At 62.2% G+C, this 21,379-nt stretch carries 18 protein-coding genes; 3 read left to right on the forward strand and 15 right to left on the reverse strand.

The genetic code is table 11. The annotated features are described in order from the left end of the window. Window positions 1–9 precede the first annotated feature (9 nt). The 3 genes from rpoD to rpsU all read right to left on the reverse strand — a co-directional run bounded on the left by rpoD (window position 10) and on the right by rpsU (window position 4,404). Window positions 10–1,854, reverse strand: coding sequence for an RNA polymerase sigma factor RpoD (gene rpoD, locus IFT44_RS19070; RefSeq protein WP_122477129.1), 1,845 nt, complete (start codon window positions 1,852–1,854; stop codon window positions 10–12). A gap of 67 nt (window positions 1,855–1,921) precedes the next feature. After that, a complete protein-coding gene (gene dnaG / locus IFT44_RS19075; RefSeq protein WP_192138210.1) occupies window positions 1,922–3,880 on the reverse strand; it encodes a DNA primase in 1,959 nt (652 codons plus the stop codon). Window positions 3,881–4,188: 308 nt separating this feature from the next. Next, complete coding sequence (gene rpsU, locus IFT44_RS19080) at window positions 4,189–4,404, reverse strand: 30S ribosomal protein S21 (protein ID WP_002551877.1); 216 nt, start codon at window positions 4,402–4,404, stop codon at window positions 4,189–4,191. Window positions 4,405–4,599: 195 nt separating this feature from the next. Between rpsU and tsaD the strand changes: the two genes are divergently transcribed. Then, window positions 4,600–5,625 carry a tRNA (adenosine(37)-N6)-threonylcarbamoyltransferase complex transferase subunit TsaD gene (tsaD, locus tag IFT44_RS19085; protein ID WP_192138211.1) on the forward strand — a complete coding sequence of 342 codons (1,026 nt, stop codon included), beginning with the start codon at window positions 4,600–4,602 and terminating at the stop codon, window positions 5,623–5,625. Between the two features lie 18 nt (window positions 5,626–5,643). On the opposite strand, the gene plsY is transcribed toward tsaD, so the two are convergent. Next, window positions 5,644–6,213 carry a glycerol-3-phosphate 1-O-acyltransferase PlsY gene (plsY, locus tag IFT44_RS19090; protein WP_122477134.1) on the reverse strand — a complete coding sequence of 190 codons (570 nt, stop codon included), beginning with the start codon at window positions 6,211–6,213 and terminating at the stop codon, window positions 5,644–5,646. Between the two features lie 76 nt (window positions 6,214–6,289). Here plsY and folB point away from each other — a divergent pair, with 76 nt between their 5' ends. Then, window positions 6,290–6,643 carry a dihydroneopterin aldolase gene (gene folB / locus IFT44_RS19095; RefSeq protein ID WP_122477136.1) on the forward strand — a complete coding sequence of 118 codons (354 nt, stop codon included), beginning with the start codon at window positions 6,290–6,292 and terminating at the stop codon, window positions 6,641–6,643. Then, on the forward strand, window positions 6,634–7,149 hold the full coding sequence (folK, locus tag IFT44_RS19100) for a 2-amino-4-hydroxy-6-hydroxymethyldihydropteridine diphosphokinase (protein ID WP_192176425.1): 516 nt from the start codon (window positions 6,634–6,636) through the stop codon (window positions 7,147–7,149). Before folB ends, folK begins: the two co-directional genes overlap by 10 nt. Window positions 7,150–7,231: 82 nt before the next feature. Here folK and IFT44_RS19105 read toward each other — a convergent pair whose 3' ends face one another. The 11 genes from IFT44_RS19105 to IFT44_RS19155 form a co-directional block, all read right to left on the reverse strand. Further along, on the reverse strand, window positions 7,232–8,455 hold the full coding sequence (locus IFT44_RS19105) for a multifunctional CCA addition/repair protein (RefSeq protein WP_192176426.1): 1,224 nt from the start codon (window positions 8,453–8,455) through the stop codon (window positions 7,232–7,234). Window positions 8,456–8,521: 66 nt separating this feature from the next. Next, complete coding sequence (locus IFT44_RS19110) at window positions 8,522–10,084, reverse strand: SpoVR family protein (protein WP_122477140.1); 1,563 nt, start codon at window positions 10,082–10,084, stop codon at window positions 8,522–8,524. Continuing rightward, on the reverse strand, window positions 10,081–11,352 hold the full coding sequence (locus IFT44_RS19115; RefSeq protein WP_192176427.1) for a YeaH/YhbH family protein: 1,272 nt from the start codon (window positions 11,350–11,352) through the stop codon (window positions 10,081–10,083). The genes IFT44_RS19110 and IFT44_RS19115 overlap by 4 nt, the downstream gene beginning before the upstream one ends. Before the next feature lie 104 nt (window positions 11,353–11,456). Next, window positions 11,457–13,379: a PrkA family serine protein kinase gene (locus tag IFT44_RS19120; protein ID WP_122477144.1), complete on the reverse strand. Its 1,923-nt coding sequence runs from the start codon at window positions 13,377–13,379 to the stop codon at window positions 11,457–11,459. A gap of 307 nt (window positions 13,380–13,686) precedes the next feature. Then, complete coding sequence (glpE, locus tag IFT44_RS19125; RefSeq protein WP_122477145.1) at window positions 13,687–14,010, reverse strand: thiosulfate sulfurtransferase GlpE; 324 nt, start codon at window positions 14,008–14,010, stop codon at window positions 13,687–13,689. A gap of 28 nt (window positions 14,011–14,038) precedes the next feature. Then, the gene (locus IFT44_RS19130; protein ID WP_192176428.1) at window positions 14,039–14,920 is read right to left on the reverse strand and encodes a symmetrical bis(5'-nucleosyl)-tetraphosphatase; all 882 of its coding nucleotides are present in this window, start codon (window positions 14,918–14,920) and stop codon (window positions 14,039–14,041) included. After that, window positions 14,920–15,300 (reverse strand): Co2+/Mg2+ efflux protein ApaG, encoded by a 381-nt coding sequence (gene apaG, locus IFT44_RS19135; protein WP_122477148.1) that lies wholly within the window; start codon window positions 15,298–15,300, stop codon window positions 14,920–14,922. The genes IFT44_RS19130 and apaG overlap by 1 nt, the downstream gene beginning before the upstream one ends. Window positions 15,301–15,408: 108 nt before the next feature. After that, complete coding sequence (rsmA, locus tag IFT44_RS19140; protein WP_192056455.1) at window positions 15,409–16,215, reverse strand: 16S rRNA (adenine(1518)-N(6)/adenine(1519)-N(6))-dimethyltransferase RsmA; 807 nt, start codon at window positions 16,213–16,215, stop codon at window positions 15,409–15,411. Beyond that, a complete protein-coding gene (gene pdxA, locus IFT44_RS19145) occupies window positions 16,215–17,201 on the reverse strand; it encodes a 4-hydroxythreonine-4-phosphate dehydrogenase PdxA (protein WP_192176429.1) in 987 nt (328 codons plus the stop codon). Before pdxA ends, rsmA begins: the two co-directional genes overlap by 1 nt. Further along, window positions 17,198–18,514: a peptidylprolyl isomerase SurA gene (gene surA / locus IFT44_RS19150; protein ID WP_122477153.1), complete on the reverse strand. Its 1,317-nt coding sequence runs from the start codon at window positions 18,512–18,514 to the stop codon at window positions 17,198–17,200. The genes pdxA and surA overlap by 4 nt, the downstream gene beginning before the upstream one ends. After that, window positions 18,495–21,278, reverse strand: coding sequence for an LPS-assembly protein LptD (locus IFT44_RS19155; protein WP_192176430.1), 2,784 nt, complete (start codon window positions 21,276–21,278; stop codon window positions 18,495–18,497). The genes surA and IFT44_RS19155 overlap by 20 nt, the downstream gene beginning before the upstream one ends. Window positions 21,279–21,379: the final 101 nt, after the last annotated feature.

Genomic DNA, 21,379 nt, shown 5'->3' on the forward strand with positions numbered 1-21,379 from the left:
CGCAGAAGCTTATTCGTCGAGGAACGAGCGCAGGTGCTCGCTTCTGGTCGGGTGACGCAGCTTGCGCAGCGCCTTGGCTTCGATCTGGCGGATACGCTCGCGGGTAACATCGAACTGCTTGCCGACTTCCTCGAGGGTGTGGTCGGTGTTCATGTCGATGCCGAAACGCATGCGCAGCACCTTGGCTTCCCGTGCCGTAAGGCCGCCCAGCACTTCGCGCGTGGCTTCCTTGAGGCTCTCCACGGTGGCCACGTCGATCGGCGACTGCATGGTGGAGTCTTCGATGAAGTCACCCAGATGGGAGTCTTCGTCGTCACCAATCGGCGTCTCCATGGAGATAGGCTCCTTGGCGATCTTCAAGACCTTGCGGATCTTGTCCTCGGGCATCTCCATGCGCTCGCCCAGCTCTTCAGGCGTAGGCTCGCGACCCATCTCCTGCAGCATCTGCCGCGAAATGCGGTTGAGCTTGTTGATGGTCTCGATCATGTGCACCGGAATACGGATGGTGCGTGCCTGGTCGGCGATCGAGCGAGTGATGGCCTGACGAATCCACCAGGTGGCGTACGTCGAGAACTTGTAGCCGCGACGGTATTCGAACTTGTCCACCGCCTTCATCAAGCCGATGTTGCCTTCCTGGATCAGGTCGAGGAATTGCAGGCCACGGTTGGTGTACTTCTTGGCAATCGAGATCACCAGACGCAGGTTGGCCTCGACCATCTCTTTCTTCGCCCGACGCGCCTTGGCTTCGCCAATCGACATGCGACGGTTGATGTCCTTGATCTCGGCGATGGTCAGGCCGGTTTCCGCTTCCAACGCGCTCAGCTTCTGCTGGCAGCGCTGGATGTCGGCCTGCAGGCGACCGATGGCTTCGGCGTACTTCGCCTTGCCGTTGGCCAGGGCATCGCTCCAGGTCTGGTCGACTTCGTTGCCGGGGAACTGGCGCAGGAAGTCGGCACGCGGCATGCGTGCATCACGCACGCACAGCTGCATGATGGCGCGTTCCTGCTGACGCAGACGCTCCAGAGCACCACGAACACGCTCCACCAGGCCTTCGAACTGCTTTGGCACCAGCTTGATCGGCATGAACAGCTCGGCCAGCAGCAGCATCTCGGCAATGCCTTGCTTACTGTGACGGCCATGCTTCTTCAAGGCCTTCAAGGTGACGGCGAGCTGATCGGATACGGCGCCGAAGCGCTGCTGGGCGATGACGGGATCCGGACCGCTTTCGACTTCGTCCTCGTCGTCGCTGTTGGCTTCGTCGTCGTCGTCATCCTTGCCATCGGCCTTGTCGGCCGATTTCTCGACCGGCGGCGGTACCTCGGCCGGCGGCGCAATGCCTTCGTCCGGGTCGATGTAGCCGCTGAGCACGTCGGACAGGCGGCCGCCCTCGGTGGTCACACGATCGTATTCGCTGAGGATGTGCTCGACCGTGCCGGGGAAGTGCGCAATTGCGCCCATCACTTCACGGATGCCCTCTTCGATACGTTTGGCGATTTCGATTTCGCCTTCACGCGTGAGCAGCTCGACCGTACCCATTTCGCGCATGTACATGCGCACCGGGTCGGTCGTGCGACCGATGTCGGTCTCGACCGCTGCCAACGCGGCAGCGGCCTCTTCGGCCGCCGCTTCGTCGGTATCGGCTTCGGCCAACAAAAGGGCATCCGCATCCGGAGCACTCTCGAATACGTTGATCCCCATGTCGTTGATCATGCGGATGATGTCTTCCACCTGCTCCGGATCTGAAATATCCTCGGGCAGGTGATCGTTGACCTCGGCGTAAGTCAGGTAACCCTGCTCACGACCACGGGTGATCAACTCTTTGATACGAGACTGCTGTTGCGCTTTTCCGGACATAACACCCTATCCACTGAAGGTCTTGGCGGGCAAAAAACAAGCCGAGGATTATACCCGAGCTAGGACCTCACGCGCCAGTTGAGGTCGGGGTTTGTGCGTGAACATTGCGGCTGAGTAGCTCGCGCAGTTGATTCTTTTCCTCTGCGCTCAGTTCACTCTGTCTTGATTTTCTGAGCAAATGCTCGAGACAACGCTCGCGTTGGCGAGCGGACAAGCTAGTTATAGTGTCGAAAAACTGTTGTTCAAGGTTATCGGCATCGATCAGCCATTCTTTCTCGGCCAGTGCTCGCAGCAGCTTGCCCTGTTCGGTGCCGTGCCAGCGCGCGATCAACTGCAGAGAGCGTAGCTTAGGATTCTTCTGCAGGGCTTCGAGCAATGCCACCAGCAACTGCGCGTGTACCTGTTCTTCATCGGCAAAATGGCTGACGTCCTCGACCTTTTCCGCCAGTTGCGGGTAGTGCAGCAAGGTTCGCAGCGCGCTCAGGGTAGGCGGCTCGACGGTCACCGGCGTGCGCGGCTGCGGGCGCGGCTCGAAATCACGCTTGCCTTTGCCCTTCCAGGGCTTGCCTTCCCATTTCTTCCCGCCTGGCTTGGCCGATGTCCATTGTTGCTGTGGTTCGAAGGCCGGCGGCGCATGAAAGTCACTGAAGTCGGGCGAATAACCCGGCATCGAATCGTAATCGGCCAGCGGATCATGGCTGGGCATCGGTGTGGCAGGTGCGCTTTGCACCAGCTGGCTGACAGCCTCGCCGCTCAAGCCGGTGATCTGGCTCAGGCGGTTGCGCATCAACGTGCGCAGATTGGCGCCGGGCACCTTGTCGATCAGCGGCGCAGCCAGTGTCGCCATGTGCGCCTTGCCTTCGAGCGAGCGCGGATCGGCTTCTTCGGTCAACTGCTGGAAAAAATAGTCGGCCAGCGGCTGTGCGTGCTGGTTGATGCGGGCGCGGAAGGCGTCTGTTCCCTCAGAGCGCACCAGAGTATCCGGGTCTTCGCCTTCGGGCAGAAACAGGAAGCGCGCCTTGCGCCCATCCTGCAGGCTCGGCAGTGCAGCTTCCAGTGCGCGCCAGGCGGCATTGCGGCCGGCCTGGTCGCCGTCGAAGCAGAACAGCACGCTGGGCACCACGCGGAACAGGCGCTTGAGATGTTCCTCGCTGGTGGCCGTGCCCAGGGTCGCGACGGCATTGCGCAGGCCTTGCTGGGCCAGGGCAATGACGTCCATGTAGCCTTCCACGACGATGATCTCGTCGAGGTTGCGGTTGTGCTTGCGTGCCTCGTACAGGCCGTACAGCTCCTGGCCCTTGTGGAACACCGGGGTTTCCGGCGAGTTCAGGTACTTGGGCTTGTCGTCACCGAGCACGCGGCCACCGAAGGCGATGACCCGTCCGCGGCTGTCGCGGATGGGGAACATCACGCGGTCGCGAAAACGGTCGTAGCGCTTGCCGGAGTCGGCGTTCTCCACCAGCAGGCCGGCGTCGATCATGGCTTTCTGTTGCAGGCTGTCGCTGCTCAGGTGCTTGAACAGGTTGTCCCAGCCGGGCGGGGCGAAGCCCAGGCCGAAATCGCGGGCGATCTCGCCGGACAGGCCCCGACCCTTGAGGTAGTCGACTGCCGCGCGACGTTGCGCATGCCCCTTGAGCGCCATGCGGTAGAACTGCGCGGCAGCTTCAAGCAAGGGGTACAACGGTGAGTCGGTGGGCTGGCGAGGCTTGCTGTTGCGCCCGCTGTCTTCGCGCGGCACTTCCATGCCGGCGGCCTTGGCCAGTTCCTCGACGGCCTGGGGGAAGTCCAGGTTGTCGTGGTCCATGATGAAGCCAAGGGCATTGCCGCCCGCGCCGCAGCCAAAACAGTAATAGAACTGCTTGTCGGGGCTGACGCTGAACGAGGGAGTCTTTTCCTTGTGGAACGGGCAGCAGGCGGTGTAGTTCTTGCCGGCTTTCTTCATTTGCAGGCGAGACTGCACGACATCGACGATATCGGTGCGGTTGAGCAGGTCGTCGATGAAGCCTTGGGGAATCAGCCCGGCCATGGCGTTCTCTTTATCAGCAGCCCAGGAGCGGAAGTGTACCCATTGGAAATCGGTCTGGCAGGTGTTGCAGCGCAGATTTCTGTATCGGAAACGTCTGTACGTTCAACGGAGCCCGGGGGCAGCAGTCGAAGCAGGGCGTTGCCAAAGGAATAAGTGTGCTCGTCTGCAGCCTTGCAAGGCTCGTCAGAATGACGCGCACGATCTGGCGATGAAACCAGTTCTGACGGTTGAGGCGGGGTACTGCTGCAACTGCCGGCAGCCCGGCTGTGGGCCGGGCAAGGCAGAAGCTTGCAACGAACGTCTGTGTATTAGTACAGACGAACGGCGCGGCGCTGTTCGCGCTGGACTTTCTTGGCGTGGCGTTTGACAGCGGCTGCTGCCTTGCGCTTACGCTCCGAAGTCGGCTTCTCGTAAAATTCGCGGCTACGAACTTCAGCCAGTACACCGGCTTTTTCGCAGGAGCGCTTGAAACGACGCAGAGCTACGTCGAAGGGTTCGTTCTCTTTAACTTTGACGGCTGGCATCCAGAGCTACCTTCATTCATTACCGGGGTCGACATCTCATGGCAAAATCGCGCATAAGTACGTCGGTTTTTAAGGGTTGCGGATGTTAACCCTTACCTGAGAGGAATGCAAAGCCTCTGATCGAAAACCGCTGGTCGGTGCCTTGTGCGACGACTATCATGCGCGCCTTCGAATAGAGCTCCACAAGGCCTGGCCATGCTAGTACTGGGATTGGAAACGTCCTGCGACGAAACCGGTGTCGCATTATACGACAGCGAACGCGGCCTGCTGGCCGACGCGCTGTTCAGCCAGATCGACCTGCATCGCGCCTATGGCGGGGTCGTGCCCGAGCTTGCCTCGCGCGATCACGTCAAACGCATGCTGCCGTTGATCCGTCAGGTGCTGGCCGAGGCCGACTGCGCGGCAACCGAGATCGACGCCATTGCCTACACGGCCGGTCCCGGCCTGGTGGGGGCGCTGCTGGTAGGTGCCTCCTGCGCCCAGGCGCTGGCGTTCGCCTGGGACATACCGGCTCTGGGCGTTCATCACATGGAAGGCCACTTGTTGGCGCCCATGCTGGAAGAGCAGCCGCCACAGTTTCCGTTCGTCGCTCTGCTGGTGTCCGGCGGCCATACGCAATTGGTGCAGGTCGACGGCATCGGCCAGTATGCGTTGCTGGGCGAGACCCTGGACGATGCCGCCGGGGAAGCCTTCGACAAGACCGCCAAGCTGATCGGCCTGAATTACCCGGGTGGCCCGGAGATCGCTCGCCTGGCCAGGCAGGGTGTGGCGGGACGCTTCACCTTCCCCCGACCGATGTGCGACCGCCCTGGCCTGGATTTCAGCTTCAGCGGCTTGAAGACCTTTGCCCTCAACACCTGGCAGCAGTGCCGCAGCGCCGGAGACGACGGCGATCAGACCCGCTGCGACATCTCCCTGGCCTTCGAGCAGGCGGTGGTCGATACCCTGACCTACAAATGCCGCCGCGCCTTGAAGCAGACCGGTCTCAAGCGCCTCGTGATCGCCGGCGGGGTGAGTGCCAACCAGTCGCTGCGCCAGGGCCTGGAAAAAATGCTGGGTGAACTGGGTGGCAATGTCTATTACGCCCGTCCGCAGTTCTGTACGGATAACGGCGCAATGATCGCCTATGCTGGTTGTCAGCGGCTGTTGGCCGGGCAGCAGGAAACCCTGGCGATCAGTGTCCAGGCACGTTGGCCAATGGAGCAGTTGCCACCGCTTTGAACGTGCTGGCCAGCCCGCTCAGAAGTGACGCTCGCGGCCGGCGAACAGATCGCGCAGGTTGCCGCGGTGACGCCAGATCACCAGCACCGTCAGCACGCTCATGGGCAGCAGCGCCTCAGGGCGCTGCCAGGCCAGTAACGGTAGGGTCAGGGGCGTGGCGATCAGGGCCGCCAGCGAACTGGTGCGGCTGAGCCGAAAGGTCAGCGCCCAGGCCAGCATTGCCAGCAGTGCAGCGGGTGGGTACAGCCCCATCAGCAGGCCAGCGGAGGTGGCCACGCCCTTGCCGCCCTTGAAGCGGAAATACAGCGGGAACAGGTGGCCGATTACCGCGCAGAGCCCGATCCAGGCTTGCTGCCCGAGGGTCATCCCGGCCCAGGCGGCGGCCAGCACCGGCAGCAAACCCTTGCACAAGTCGCCCAGCAGAGTGAGGATGGCGAGCTTTTTACCGGCCAGGCGCAGCATGTTGGTTGCTCCGGCGTTGCCCGAACCGCTCATTCGCGGGTCGGGAGTGCCCGTCGCGCGACTGAGCACGATAGCGAAGGACAGCGAGCCGAGCAGGTAGGCGCCAAGCGCCAGCAACCAGAACATGCTTACTATTTCCGGGTCTGGAAACCCTTGATTCTAACGGCGCCTGGCGCCCTTGTCGTGCTGCGGAGTGAAGTGCTTGGACAGAGTGTTTATCGAAGGTCTGGAAGTCGACACGGTGATCGGCGCCTACGATTGGGAGCGTGACATTCGTCAGTGCCTGCGTCTGGACCTGGTGTTCGCTTGGGACAACCGCCCGGCTGCGGCTGGCGACGACCTTACCCTGGCCCTCGACTATGCGACGGTGTCGCAGCGCGTCCAGGCATTTGCCGCGCAGGCTCGCTTCGAACTGGTCGAGACGTTCGCCGAACGTCTGGCCCAGCTGTTGATGAGCGAATTCGGCATTCCCTGGCTGCGGCTCAAGGTCACCAAGCCGGGTGCCGTCGCGGCGGCGCAAGGTGTCGGTGTGGAGATCGAGCGCGGATGTCGCTGAATAGAATCTACCTGGGCCTGGGCAGCAACACCGACCGTGAACGCCATCTGTGCGCGGGGCTCGATGCGTTGGCGTCCTTGCTCGTGGACATGCGCTGTTCAGCGGTATTCGAAAGCCAGCCGGTGGGCATCAAGAGCGGCCCGTTCTTCAATCTGGTGGTAACCGGGCTGACCGACTTGCCGTTGACCGCACTGGATCGTCGGTTGAAGTTCATCGAAGCCGACAATGGCCGCTACGCCCCGGAGCGCAAAGGCCTGCCGTTGGATATCGATGTATTGCTGTACGGCGACCTGGTCGGCAACTTCGACGGCTTGGTATTGCCCCGTGCCGAAATTCTGAAAAATGCGTTCGTACTGTGGCCATTGGCATTGATCGCGTCAGAGTTGGTGCATCCGGGCGCAGGGGTGAGTCTTGACCAGCTTTGGCGCGAGTCGAACATCGACCAGGTGTTGGCCCCCGTTCCATTCGAATGGCGCGGGCAGCAATTGACTCCCGTCACGCTTTGAATCATCACCGTCTTCTTCACAAGCACAGCTCCCCACCTGTGGGAGCGGGTCTCTGCCCGCGAAGAGGCCCCCAAGGCCACCCTCAAACCCCCGCCTTATACGCCTTGAGTGCCTCCAACCGCGCCCGCTTCAACGCCTCCCCCAATGCCTGGCCCTTGAACCCCTGGGCAACCAGCGGCTGAACCGCCACACCCCGCGCCGCTGCAGCCGCACCCCTTAGATAATCCGCCTGCGGATATTCCCGCGCCTCGAACCCCAAGCGTCCACGCGCGTCCATCTCGCACGCCATGATGAAATCCTCGAAGCGCCCGGGGCGACGGTACACATCGAAGCTCTGCAGCAACTCCAGCAGCGTCGACGGCTTGAGCTCCAGGGCTCGATGGCCGTGCGTGTGATATTCACCCACCAACACCGCCAGCTCCTGACAATCCCTGGGCACCTTGAAGCGTTCGTTGACCGCCTTGATCAGTTTCGCGCCCCGCTGCTCGTGGGCGATATGCCGCGGCCACTCGCTGGGGCGCGTGGTGCCCTTGCCCAGGTCGTGCAGCAGGCACGCCCAGCGCACGCTCAGTGGCTGGCCATGGCGCGCCGCCTGTTCAAGCACGCTCAGGGTATGCACGCCGGTGTCGATCTCTGGATGATGGGCCGGCGGCTGCGGCACGCCAAACAACGCGTCGACCTCAGGCAGCAGGTGCTCCAGCGCCCCGCAATCGCGCAGCACTTGAATGAACACCTGGGGATGAGCCTCCATCAATGCTCGGGAAATCTCCTTCCAGCTGCGTTCGGCGGTCAAGGCCTGCAGCTCGCCCGACTCGCTCAACTGACGCATGAGCTGCAGGGTCGGTTCGGCCACGCGAAAACCCAGTCCGGCATAGCGCGCGGCGAAGCGTGCGACCCGCAGCACGCGCAAGGGGTCTTCGATGAACGCTGGGGACACGTGCCTGAGCAGGCGCTCGTTCAGGTCCTGCTGACCGCCGTACGGATCGATGATGCGGCCGTCGTCGTCCTCGGCCATGGCATTGATGGTCAGGTCGCGCCGCGACAGGTCCTGCTCCAGGGTCACGTCCGGGCTGGCGTGGAAGACGAACCCGCCATAGCCACGTCCGCTCTTGCGCTCGGTACGTGCCAGGGCATATTCCTCGCCGGTCTGCGGATGCAGGAACACCGGGAAATCACTGCCCACGGGGCGATAGCCGTCAGCGAGCATGCGTTCGGCGTCGGCACCGACCACCACGCGATCGATGTCCACGACCGGTATACCCAGCAAGCGGTCGCGCACCGCTCCACCCACTTCATAGATCTTCATTGCAACACCTCCGATGGCCCGGAAGGATAACACCAAGCCACCGGCGGTTTTGTACACGCACCTGTCTCAGAGGTGGACGACGTTGAGGTCCATCCGCCCATGGCTGCCGTCCGCATGCTCGCTGCGCGGTGGCACGTGATGGGTCTTGACCAACTGATCGCCCTGCAGCGTATCCAGATGGATATCGAACCCCCACAGGCGGTGCAGGTGCTTGAGCACCTCGTCGGTGGATTCTCCCAGTGGCTTGCGGTCATGTTGCTGATGACGCAGGGTCAGCGAGCGGTCACCGCGTCGATCGATGCTCCAGATCTGTACATTGGGCTCGCGGTTACCCAGGTTGTACTGCGCCGCCAGGGTTTCGCGAATGGTGCGATAGCCGTTTTCATCGTGGATGGCTGGCACCAGTAACTCGTCCCGCTGATCGTCGTCCATGATGCTGAACAGCTTCAGGTCGCGAATGACCTTGGGCGACAGGTACTGCAGGATGAAGCTCTCGTCCTTGAAGCTGCTCATGGCGAACTTGATGGTCGACAGCCAGTCACTGCCGGCAATGTCGGGAAACCAGTGACGATCTTCATCGTCCGGGTGCTCGCACATGCGGCGTATATCGCGGTACATGGCAAAGCCCAGGGCATAGGGGTTGATGCCATTGTAGTAGGGGCTGTCGAAACCGGGCTGGAACACCACGCTGGTGTGCGACTGCAGAAACTCCATCATGAAGCCGTCGGTCACCAGGCCTTCGTCGTAGAGGTCGTTCATCAGGGTGTAGTGCCAGAACGTTGCCCAGCCCTCGTTCATCACCTGGGTCTGGCGTTGCGGGTAGAAGTACTGGGCGATCTTGCGCACGATTCGTACGATCTCGCGCTGCCAGGGCTCGAGCAGCGGCGCATGCTTTTCGATGAAATACAGGATGTTCTCCTGCGGCTCGGCCGGGAACCGGGCGTTGTCTTCCTCGCGGTTCTTGTCGGCGCCCTTGGGAATGGTCCGCCACAGATCGTTGATCTGCCGCTGCAGGTGCTCTTCGCGATCGGCCTGGCGGCGACGCTCTTCTTCCGCGGAAATCGGATAGGGACGCTTGTAGCGGTCGACGCCGTAGTTCATCAGGGCGTGGCAGGAATCGAGCAGATCCTCCACGGCATCGATGCCATGACGTTCCTCGCACTTCATGATGTAGGACTTGGCGAACACCAGGTAATCGATGATCGAACTGGCGTCGGTCCAGGTGCGGAACAGGTAGTTGCCCTTGAAGAAGCTGTTGTGCCCATAGCAGGCATGGGCCACCACCAGCGCCTGCATGCAGATGGTGTTCTCTTCCATCAGGTAGGCGATGCATGGATCGGAGTTGATGACGATCTCGTAGGCCAGGCCCATCTGGCCGCGGGTGTAGGACTTCTCGGTGCTGAGAAAATGCTTGCCGTAGGACCAATGGTGATAGCCCAGGGGCATCCCCACCGAGGCGTACGCATCCATCATCTGCTCGGCAGTGATCACCTCGATCTGGTTGGGGTAGGTGTCCAGCGCATAGCGCTCGGCGATGCGGCTGATTTCCCGGTCGTAGGTCTGGATGAGCTCGAACGTCCATTCCGAGCCCGTGGAGATGGGTTGGCGCTTCTGCTCTCTGGCGGTCATGTCGCTAACCTGCGCTGGAAGAGTTCACGGAAGACCGGATAGATATCACCGGCCGACACCAGCTGCTGCTGGGCGAACGTATCGGCGAACGACTCGCTGATGCGCTCGTATTCGTACCACAGGGCCTGATGTTCGCGCGGCGTGATTTCCACATAGGTGTAGTACTGCACGAACGGCATGATCTGCTGGGTGAGGATTTCCCGGCAAATCGGTGAGTCGTCGTTCCAGTTATCGCCGTCCGAGGCCTGGGCGGCATAGATGTTCCATTCGTTGGTTGGGTACCGCGCGGCCATGATCTCCTGCATCAGTTTCAGGGCGCTGGAAACGATGGTGCCGCCGGTCTCGCGCGAATAGAAGAACTCTTCCTCGTCGACTTCGCGGGCGCTGGTGTGATGGCGGATGAACACCACTTCGATCTTGTCGTAGTTACGCTTGAGAAACAGATACAGCAAGATGAAGAAGCGCTTGGCTATGTCCTTGGTGGCTTGGGTCATGGAACCGGACACGTCCATCAGGCAGAACATCACCGCCTTGGAACTGGGGTTGGGATGCTTGACCAGCAGGTTGTACTTGAGGTCGAAGGTGTCCAGAAAGGGCACGCGATGGATGCGGGCGCTGAGCCTTTCGATTTCGCCGATCAATGCCTGAATGTCACCGAAATTGTCCGGTTCCTCGATCTTCAAACGCTCGAGCTCAAGCTTGGCCGCCTTGAGCTTGGCGCGGCTGCTGCCTGAAAGCGCTATGCGCCGCGCATGGGCCGAGCGCAGGGTGCGGATGATGTTGATGCGCGAAGGGTTGCCCTCGTTGCTGATACCGGCACGCACCGTCTTGTAGGTGTCGGTACCACTGAGGTTGCGCTTCACCAGGTTGGGCAGTTCCAGGTCCTCGAACATGAATTCGAGAAATTCCTCCTGGGTGATCTGGAACACGAACTCGTCCATGCCCTCGCCGGAGTTGCCCGCCTTGCCAGGTCCCTTGCCGCCGCCTCCGCCCTGGGGGCGAGCGATGTGTTCGCCGGCGGTGAACTCCTTGTTGCCGGGGTGCACCACGGTCTGCTTGCCGCCGCGGCCGTGCTGCAACACCGGCTCGTCGATATCGCGGCCGGGAATGCTGATCTGCTCGCCATGTTCCATGTCGGTGATGGAACGACGGCCGACGGCATCTTCCACGGCCTTCTTGATGTGGTCACGGTAACGCCGCAGGAAACGCTGGCGGTTCACCGTACTCTTGTTCTTGCCATTGAGGCGTCGGTCGATCACATAGCTCATTAGGCCTCCGGGCAGCCGGGCTGCAAGCCACAAGTCGAGAGCAGCGAAAGGCCCGGGCATCGATGCCTGCCTGGGCCCGTCGCAGCCTGAAACCTACCGCGTGATCACTGCGACTTCCTGACCCGCAGATACCACTCGGACAGCAGACGGACCTGCTTGTCGGTATAGCCGCGCTCGACCATGCGAGTGACGAAGTCGTTGTGCTTCTGCTGGTCCTCCTTGCTGGCCTTGGCGTTGAAACTGATGACCGGCAACAAGTCCTCGGTGTTGGAGAACATTTTCTTCTCGATCACCACGCGCAGCTTCTCGTAGCTGAGCCAGGTCGGATTCTTGCCGTTGTTGTTGGCGCGGGCGCGCAGCACGAAGTTGACGATCTCGTTGCGGAAATCCTTCGGATTGCTGATGCCGGCTGGCTTCTCGATCTTTTCCAGCTCTTCGTTGAGAGCCACGCGGTTGAGAATCTCGCCGGTTTCCGGGTCGCGGTACTCCTGATCCTGAATCCAGAAATCGGCGTACAGCACGTAGCGGTCGAAGATGTTCTGCCCGTACTCGCTGTACGACTCCAGGTACGCGGTCTGGATCTCCTTGCCGATGAACTCGATGTAGCGCGGTGCCAGGTATTCCTTGAGGAAGCGCAGGTACCGCTCGCGCACTTCGGCAGGGAATTGCTCCTGTTCGATCTGCTGCTCCAGTACATAAAGCAGGTGCACCGGGTTGGCGGCGATCTCGTGGGGGTCGAAGTTGAACACCTTGGAGAGGATCTTGAAGGCGAAGCGCGTCGACAGGCCATTCATGCCTTCATCCACGCCCGCAGTGTCGCGGTATTCCTGGATCGACTTGGCCTTGGGATCGGTGTCCTTGAGGTTCTCGCCGTCGTACACGCGCATCTTCGAATAGATGTTGGAGTTGTCCGGCTCCTTGAGCCGCGACAGCACGGTGAACTGCGCCAGCATCTTCAGGGTGTCGGGCGCGCAATGAGCCTTGGACAGCGAGCTGTTGAACAGCAGCTTGTCGTAGATCTTGATCTCGTCGCTGACGCGCAGGCAGTACGGCACCTTGACGATGTAGATCCGGTCGATGAACGCCTCGTTGTTCTTGTTGTTGCGGAAGCTGTGCCACTCCGATTCGTTGGAGTGCGCCAGCAGGATGCCCGAATAGGGAATCGCGCCCAGCCCTTCGGTACTGTTGTAGTTACCCTCCTGGGTGGCGGTCAGCAGCGGATGGAGCACCTTGATCGGCGCCTTGAACATCTCGACGAATTCCATCAGGCCCTGGTTGGCCCGGCACAGGGCACCCGAGTAGCTGTAGGCATCGGCGTCGTTCTGCGGGTATTCCTCCAGCTTGCGGATGTCGACCTTGCCCACCAGCGCGGAAATGTCCTGGTTGTTCTCGTCGCCCGGCTCGGTCTTGGCCACGGCGATCTGGTTGAGAATGGAAGGGTAGAGCTTGACCACGCGGAACTGGCTGATGTCGCCGCCGAATTCGGCCAGGCGCTTGGTGGCCCAGGGCGACATGATGGTGCTCAGGTAGCGTTGCGGAATGCCGAAGTCTTCCTCGAGGATCGCGCCGTCCTCGGTGGCGTTGAACAGGCCCAGGGGCGACTCGAACACCGGTGAGCCCTTGATCGCGTAGAACGGGACCTTCTCGATCAGCTGCTTGAGCTTCTCGGCCAGCGACGACTTGCCGCCGCCTACCGGGCCCAGCAGGTACAGGATCTGTTTCTTTTCTTCCAGGCCCTGCGCCGCATGGCGGAAGTACGACACGATCTGGTCGATGCATTCCTCCATGCCGTGGAAGTCTTCGAACGCTGGGTAGCGACGAATCACCTTGTTGGAGAAGATGCGCGACAGCCGGGAATTGGCCGACGTGTCGAGCAATTCGGGCTCTCCTATCGCCATCAGGATCCGCTCGGCGGCAGACGCGTAGGTCCTGCGGTCGGTTTTGCACAGCTCGAGGTACTCCTGTAACGAGAGCTCTTCCTGGCGTGTGGATTCGAAGCGTTGTTGGAAGTGGCTAAAGATACTCATGACGTCACCTCGCTCGATACGTGGAGCCGACGTCGGATCACTCAGTTGATGCTGGCGGTCACCCAAACCCCGTGGTGGCCGTATACCCCCCAGAACACCCTTGTAGCCTTGACCGATTGACCCGCGCGCCGGTGTACCGGCTCTCCCCTGTTATGGATGGCCTGAGCTTAAGGATAGTTGGTTATCGAAGACTTCAAGCGCGGATGCGCAATTAACTGCCGCCAGGGCCTGGCGACAATGCTGCGAAGGCCCGTGGGACGCGGTGTCGGCGACGAAAAAAATTTCGTCGCGCGGGGCTTGCGAAGGATTATTCAGCCTGGCTGGTTTCGCCCGGAAAGGTGCTGCGCCACAGCTCGAAGCCGCCGTCCATGCTGTACACATCGGAAAAGCCCTGGCTGACCAGGTAGGCAGCGGCGCTCTGGCTGGAATTGCCGTGGTAGCAGACCACGACCAGCGGCTTGTCCAGATCGGCCGCCGTGATGAAACCGTGCAGCGAGTGGTTGTCCAGGTGCGTGGAATCGGTGATATGGCCAGCCGCGAAGGTTTGCGGGTCGCGGATATCCACCACCACGGCGCCCTGTTCGCGCAGGCTCTGGACGTCTTGCGGAGGGATGCGTTTGAATTCGGTCATGGACAGGCTCCTGGGCTGGTCGCCCATTCTAGCGTTTGTCGCTCGGGGGAGGGAAATCCGCCGCGGGGGTCGCTGCAGGCAAGTGCACATCACCCTCATCGGTGCATTTGCAGGACAGGCGCTCGCCGCTGTCGACGTCGAGCAGCGTCATCGCACCGCCCCACACGCATCCGGTATCGAGCGCGAACACGCCCGGCTCCTCGCAACGCCCTTCCAGCGCCGCCCAATGGCCGAAGATGATCTTCAGGTCGCGCGTCTTGCGCTCCTTGTGGGCGAACCAGGGCGCGTAGCCGGGCAGCGCGGTGTCGGCGCCTTCCTTGCCCTTGAGGTCGAGCTTGCCGTCGGCGGTGCAGAAACGCATGCGGGTGAAGTAGTTGGTGATCACACGCAAGCGGGCAACGCCCTGCAACGCCTTGTCCCACTTGTTCGGCTCGTTGCCGTACATGCCGTCCAGAAAAGGCTTGAACAGCTGGTCATCACGCAGCGCGGTCTCGACCTCGGCGGCCAGGCGCAAGGCCTTGCGCAGCGACCATTGTGGTGGGATCCCGGCATGCACCAGCACGGCATTGCGCTGTTCGTCATGGTGCAGCAGCTTCTGCCGGCGCAGCCAGTCGAGCAACTGCGGGCCGTCGGGTGCGTCGAGGATTTCGCGCAAGGTATCGCCGCGCTTGAGCCGCTCGGCGTCGTTGGCCACCGCCAGCAGGTGCAGGTCGTGATTGCCCAGCACACACACCAGCGCGTCACGCATGCCATACAGGTAGCGCAGGGTTTCCAGCGAACTCGGCCCGCGGTTGACCAAGTCGCCCACCAGCCACAGCGTGTCCTTGGCAGGGTCGAAGGCGACCTGTTGCAGCAGGCACTTGAGTGGCTGCAGGCAGCCTTGCAAGTCACCGACTGCGTACACTGCCATCAGTGCAGGGCGCCTGGTACGGCGAGGCGAAACGGGGCGATGACGGCTTCGAACTGCTTGCCGTCTTCGGCCTGCATCTGATAGCTGCCCTGCATGTTGCCCACCGTGGTGGCCATCACCGTGCCGCTGGAATAGGTGTGGCTTTCACCGGCGGCGATCAGCGGTTGCTGGCCAATGACACCGGCGCCCCGGACTTCCTCGACCTTGCCATCGCCATCGGTGATCACCCAGTGGCGAGACAGCAGGCGAGCCGGTATCTGTCCGTTGTTGCTCACGGTAACGGTATAGGCAAAGGCAAAACGCTGCTGCTCGGGCTGTGATTGTTCTGCCAGGAAACGGGTCACGACGCTGACGTCGATCTGATAACGGGGATCGGACATGCAAAGGGCCTTGAAAACGAGAGCTAATGTAGCCGGCGTTGGCCGGTTCAGGGTCAGTCCGGGGCAACGCGGTGGCCTGTGGACCAATCGCTTGGTCCAGGTTAGAGGTCAGAGCGGGTCGCTTCGTTCGGCGAGTTGATCAGCCAGGCGCACGAAAGCCGCCAGGTCGAGCTGTTCGGGCCGCAGGCTGCCGTCGACGCCGGCCGCTTCGATCGCCTCGACGGGCAGCAGCGCCTTGAGCGTGTTGCGCAAGGTCTTGCGCCGCTGGTTGAAGGCTTCGCGCACCACTCGCTCGAGCAGGCGGTGATCCTTGGCCGGGTGGGGCAGGGTGGTGTGAGGTACCAGGCGCACGATGGCCGAATCGACCTTGGGCGGCGGATTGAACGCGCCCGGCCCGACGTTGAACAGGTGCTCGACACGGCAGTGGTACTGAACCATGATCGACAGCCGTCCCCAGTCGCCGCCGCCAGGGCCTGCAGCCATACGCTCGACCACTTCCTTCTGCAGCATGAAATGCATGTCGCGGATCAGGTGGGCGTTGTGCAGCAAATGGAAGATCAGTGGGGTGGAGATGTTGTACGGCAGGTTGCCGACCACGCGCAGGCTGCCAGCCTCGGCGCCCAGGCTGGTGAAGTCGAACTTCAATGCATCGCCCTGGTGCAGGCGGAAATTGCCCTTGCCGGCGAATTGCTGATTGAGGATCGGCACCAGGTCCTTGTCCAGTTCCACCACGTCCAGTTGCGCACCGCTGCCCAGCAGGCCTTCGGTAAGGGCGCCCTGGCCCGGGCCGATTTCCAGCAGGTGTTCACCGGGCTTGGCGTGGATGGAGCGCAGGATACGGTCGATCACGCCGGCATCGTGGAGAAAGTTCTGGCCAAAGCGCTTGCGCGCCCGGTGTTGGTAGTGCTCGGTCATTAAAATGTCTCGGCCATTCGATAGGCGGTGTCGAGGGCGACGCGCAGGCTGCCAGTATCGACCTTGCCGGTTCCGGCCAGGTCCAGGGCGGTGCCGTGGTCCACGGAGGTGCGAATGATCGGCAACCCCAGGGTCACGTTGACCGCGGCGCCAAAGCCTTTGTACTTGAGTACGGGCAGGCCCTGGTCGTGATACATCGCCAGCACCGCATCGCAATGCTGCAGGTATTTGGTAGTGAAGAGCGTATCGGCGGGCAGCGGCCCGCGCAGATCCATGCCTTCGGCGCGCAGACGCTCCAGGGTAGGCTCGATGATGTCGATTTCCTCGCGGCCCAGGTGGCCGCTTTCGCCGGCATGCGGGTTCAGACCGCAGACCAGGATGCGCGGCCGGGCCAGGCCGAACTTGCCCTGCAGGTCGGCGTGCAGAATGCGCGTGACCCGCTCCAGGCGCTCGACGGTGATCGCATCGGCCACCTCGCGCAGGGGCAGGTGAGTGGTTACCAGTGCCACGCGCAGATCGCCGGTTGCAAGCATCATCACCACCTGTTCGGTAGCGGTGAGGTCGGCGAGGAATTCGGTGTGTCCGGAGAACGCGATGCCACCGTCGTTGATCACACCCTTGTGCACCGGCGCAGTAATCATGCCCGCGAACAGCCCGTCGAGGCAGCCCTGCGCTGCACGCGTCAGGGTGTGCAGCACGAACGCGGCGTTGGCGGTATTCAGCTGGCCGGTGAGCACGGGCGCGCCCAGGGGGGTGTCCCAGACATACAGGCTGCCCGCTGGCGCAGGCTGGTCGGGGAGGGCGTCGGCATCGACTTCCAGCAGGCTGACGGCCAGCCCCAGCTGCGCGGCCCGCTCGGCGAGCAGGTCACGGCTGGTGATGGCGATCAAGGGGTGAGGCTGGGGTTGCGCGGCCAGCAGCAGGCACAGGTCTGGACCTATGCCCGCCGGCTCACCGGGCGTCAACGCGAAACGCTTGGGGGTCACTGCGCAGCCTGGTCGGCGCCAGGCAGCTTGATTTCGACGTAAGCTTCGTCGCGGATCTGGCGCATCCAGGTCTGCAGCTCTTCGTCATACTTGCGGTTGCGCAACACGGTCATTGCCTGCTGGTCGCGGGCCTGCTCGGTGTTGTCGGTCGCACGGCGCCCCAGCACCTGCAGCACATGCCAGCCGAACTGGGTCTGGAACGGACGCGAAACCGTTTCCACCGGCGTCGACGCCATGGTTTCGCGGAACTCGGGCACCAGCGACTGAGGGTTGACCCAGTTCAGATCGCCGCCGTTGAGCGCCGAACCCGGATCTTCCGAAAAATTCTTCGCCAAGGTAGCGAAGTCCTCGCCGTTTTCGATGCGTTCGTACAGCTTGCGTGCCAGTTCTTCGGTCTGGGCCGGGCTGCGAATCTCGCTCGGCTTCAACAGAATGTGACGTACGTGCACTTCGTCAACGGTCTGGGTGGCGCCACCGCGCTTGTCCAGCACCTTGAGGATGATGAAGCCCACGGGCGTGCGCACGGGCTGGGTGACATCGCCGACCGGCATGCTGCTGAGCATGCGGTCGAACGGTGCCGGCAGCTGAGCAGGCTTGCGCCAGCCCATGTCGCCGCCTTCCAGGGCGTTCTCGCTCGACGAGCTGGCAATCGCCAACTTGTTGAAGTCGGCACCCTGCTTGAGCTGGCGATAGATGTCCTCGGCCTTGCTCGCCGCTGCCTGGATAGCCGCCGAGCTGGCGCTTTCCGGGACCTGGATCTGGATGTTGGCCAGGTGCAGTTCTTCGGACAGCTGCATCTTGCCCAGGTCCGAGGCGAGGAAGTTCTTCACTTCCTGCTCGGATACCTGGATGCGCTCGGCCACGCGACGCTGGCGTACGCGGCTGATGATCATCTCGCGCTTCACCTGCTCGCGCGCATCGTCATACGACAGGCCGTCATGCGCCAGTGCGGCACGGAACTGCTCGGTCGACATGTTGTTGCGCTGGGCAATGGTGGCGATGGCGCCGTTGAGTTCTTCGTCGGTAATGCGAATGCCGGAACGTTCGCCGATCTGCAGCTGCAGATTCTCGACGATCAGGCGTTCCAGCACCTGCTGTTGCAGGACGCTCGCTGCAGGTACGCCACCGCCACGCTTGGCGATGGTTTGCTGCACTTCCTTGACGCGCTGGTCGAGCTGGCTTTGCATGACCACGTCGTTGTCGACGATGGCCACGACGCGGTCCAGCTGTTGCACCGCGGCGTGCGCCGTGGTGCCCAGCAGCATGGCGCCCAGCACGACTGGGCGCAGCAGATCACATAGCTTGGTCTTCACGTTCACGATAACCTTGAATGCCCTTGTCGAGGAAACCCTCGACCTTATTGCCTACCACGCCACCGAGGCCCTTCAGCACGATTTGCAGGAAGATGCCGTGGTCGCCTTTTTCGTTCTGCGGGGCGGCCTGGCTGTACTCGTCGTAGTCAACCCAGTAGCGGTTGATCAGACGCATCTTCCAGCAGCAGTTGTCGTATTCGAAACCACCAAAGGCTTCCAGCGTGCGATTGCGGTTGTAGTCGAACTGCCAGCGGCTGATGACGCTCCACTGCGGCACGATCGGCCACATGACCGAGAAGTCATGCTGCTGGATCTTGTAGTAGTCCTTCACGTAGTTCGGATCACCCGGCTGACCGTAGTCGCCACCGAAGGTCCAGCGACCGGTCGCCGAATCGTAGTGCACGGTGTCGTCGCGGTAGCGGTAGCCCAGGTTGACCACCTTGTTCGGGTTGTCTTCAGGCTGGTAGTGGAACATCGCGCTGCCCGAACGGGTGCTGCGGCTGTCCGGATCCCAGTTGAAGTCCGAGCTGAAGCGCCAGTCGCGGTTGAAGCGATATTCGTATTCCAGGGCGTACGGCGAAACGTTGGCCTGGGCATCGTCGCGCGTCTTGAAATCGACGCCCGGCAGTTGCACTTCACGATCCTTGAAGTACACGGCCTGGCCGACGGCCACGCGCTGACGCTCGAAACCGTTCTCCTCGATCCAGCGGCTGGTCACGCCCAGCGACAGCTTGTTCTCGTCGCCCACGCGGTCGGCACCGGTGAAGCGGTTTTCGCGGAACAGCGAGCCATAGCTGAAGGTGGTTTCCGACGTGTCGAACACTGGAATGTCGGTCTGGTCTTCCTCGGGAACATAGAGGTAGAACAGGCGCGGTTCCAGGGTCTGGCGGAAGTTGGTGCCGAACATCTGGGTGTCGCGGTCGAAGTACAGGCCGCTGTCGATGCTGGCGATCGGTACGCCGCGGTTCTGCGAGCCGCTGTATTTTTCGAACGTGCTTGAATTCGGATTTTGATTGGCCAAATCCTGCTTGCCTCGGCCATCCAGATCCAGATCGTACTGGGTGTACATGTACTTGAGCGACGGACGCACGAAGCCCCAGTTCCAGTTCAACGGCAGCGATACGCCCGGCTCCAGGTTCAGGCGGTTGCCGTTGGCACGCGCCAGGCCTGTCACGTTGTTGTCGATGCGGCGCTCGCCGAAACCGTCTTCGTTGATGAAGGTGCCGGTGCGCAGGTCACGCTCGAAACGCACGATCTCGCTGTTGTAGGTGAAGTCCAGACCGCCCGGATGGTAAGGCAGCGCACCGTTGAAGGTGATCTGCGGCATGCGGTTGTACGGGGTGATGTCGGCCACGGTCGCCAGCTTGTACGCCTGGGCGTTCAAGCGTGCGGTGTAGTTGTCACCGCGATAGGTCAGGGCACCCTGCTGGTTGATCCAGTCGGTGCGCTCGACGCCGATCTGGTCCGACTGCAGGTCCTGGAAGTAGTACGGATCGCTGATGTCGGTGTAGTCGACTTCAGTGGTCAGGCGCGAATCCAGGCCGCCCTTGTGCTGCCAGTTGACCATCCAGCGGGTCTTGTCGTAGTCGGACTGCTGGCTGCGATCGTCGTTTTCGTCGTTCAGGTACGCGCCGCCGAACTGGCCTTCGCTGGTCTTGGTCAGGTAGCGGAATTCGCCTTCCATCATCAAGCCACGCTTGGCCATGTAGCGCGGGTACAACGTGGCGTCGTAGTTCGGCGCCAGGTTGAAGTAGTACGGGGCAACCAGGGTGAAGCCGCTGTCGCTGTCGCTGGCGAAGGACGGCGGCAGGAAGCCGGACTGGCGACGGTCGTCGATCGGGAAGTAGATATACGGCGTGTACAGCACCGGAATATCCTTCACGCGAAGGGTGACGTTGGTCGCCGTGCCGAAACCGGTGGCCGGGTTCAGCGTGATGTTGTTGCCCTTGAGCTGCCAGGCGTTGCTGTCCGGCTCGCAGGTGGTATAGGTACCGTCCTTGAGGCGGATGATCGCGTTCTCGGCGCGCTTGGCGTACAGCGCATTGCCGCGGATGCGCGACTTGTGCAGCACGTATTCGGCGTTGTCGACCTGGGCCTCACCGGTGTCGAGCTGGATCTGGGCGTGGTCGCCCACGACCAGCGCGCCGTTGTCGCGCAGCTTGACGTTGCCGTTGAGCTCGCCGCGGTTCTCGGCCTGGTGCAGGCTGGCCTCGTCGGCCTCGATCTGCATGCTGCCCTGGCGCATCACGACGTCACCGGCCAGCGAGGCGATCTGCTCCTCGGTCTGGTAGCGCGAAGCCTTGGCGCCGATGAAGGTCGGTGCCTCGCTCTTCGGCGTGTTGTCGTTCATGCCCGGACGCACCGGCTCGATGTACGCACCGGAGCAGTACGGCCCGGTCTCGGCCAGTTGGGCGGCGGTCAGCTTGCTGCGCGGCACCCAGTCGAGATGGCTGTAGTCGGGGCTGCGCGAGCTCAGGCCACGGCCCTTGCTCTGCGTGACCGCGACCGGCCCGACGGTTTTCTCTTCGCGTGAAGAGGCACCGCTGCCGCCGCTCGCCACTGCCGCGCCGTCGTGCACGGGGCGCGGCGGCAACTGCGCGGCGTTGGCCTTGGGGTTGCAGTCCCAGGCACCAGCAGCGGAGACTTGGCAGTCGAATTGCTCTGCAGCAAAAACGAACGGGGTGGCCATGGGTTGCATCACCAGCAAACCGCCAGTGACCAGCAACGGAAATTTTTTACGAAACGCGGGGGATTTCAATGCCATCTTATTAGTCCGGGCTTCCTGCGTGCCATCTTGCCCGCGGGGGGGCCGCACGCCTCTCGATGGTCTGAAAAAGATGCTGGATAATAAAGCATGACCCGCTT

Source organism: Pseudomonas sp. CFBP 13710, assembly GCF_014842235.1.
GTDB lineage: Bacteria > Pseudomonadota > Gammaproteobacteria > Pseudomonadales > Pseudomonadaceae > Aquipseudomonas > Aquipseudomonas baltica.